Origin of the sequence: Synechococcus sp. R55.7, from assembly GCF_047461955.1 — a bacterium.
Classification (GTDB): Bacteria; Cyanobacteriota; Cyanobacteriia; order Thermostichales; family Thermostichaceae; genus Thermostichus.
The window spans coordinates 1-532 of record NZ_JANSIC010000522.1 but is presented as its reverse complement, the minus strand read 5'-3'; the positions used below and the strand labels follow the sequence as shown (position 1 = coordinate 532).

General features: G+C 62.0%; 1 protein-coding gene. It reads right to left on the bottom strand.

From position 1 onward, the window contains the following. Positions 1-3: 3 nt before the first annotated feature. Positions 4-532 (bottom strand): hypothetical protein (locus NW820_RS13475; protein ID WP_414407784.1); only part of this gene is annotated, 529 nt, incomplete at its 5' end.

The following is a 532-nucleotide window of genomic DNA, read 5'->3' as shown; positions in this document are numbered from 1 at the left end:
CCTCTAGGGCAGCCAAGCCATCACGGCCAGCAGGGTCGAGAGGATCCCGATCAACACCCAGATGAGGGGCTTAGTGTCCAACGGGGGATCCGCTGCCCGGCGGCTGAGGGGATCCCCAGATCTTGGGGAAGGGCCTTTGCGTTGGGAGCGCCCATAGGCCAAGCGGTACTCTGGGGGATCAGCTTCCTCCAGCCGGCTGAGATCGGGAATTTCGCTCAACCACTCCGCTGGACGCCGCAGACGAGGGGCTTGCCAGATACCCAAGACATAGCGAGCCTGCTGGGCAACTTCTGGATCTGGGTTGCGCAGCAAGGTTTGGGCCAACAGGATGGCCTCCTGCGTTTCGCCAAGGGCTTCTTGGGCCAGGGCCTGCCAGAGCCGTAGCTTACCCGACTGCGGATAGCGGCTTTGGGCCTGCTTAACCTCCTCTAGCGCCTGCCGGTATTGTCCTCGCTCGAACCTCAACTGGATCAGAGCCAAGTGCTGAGACAATCTCAGGTCTTCGGGAAGCGTCATGCTCAGGATCCGCAGG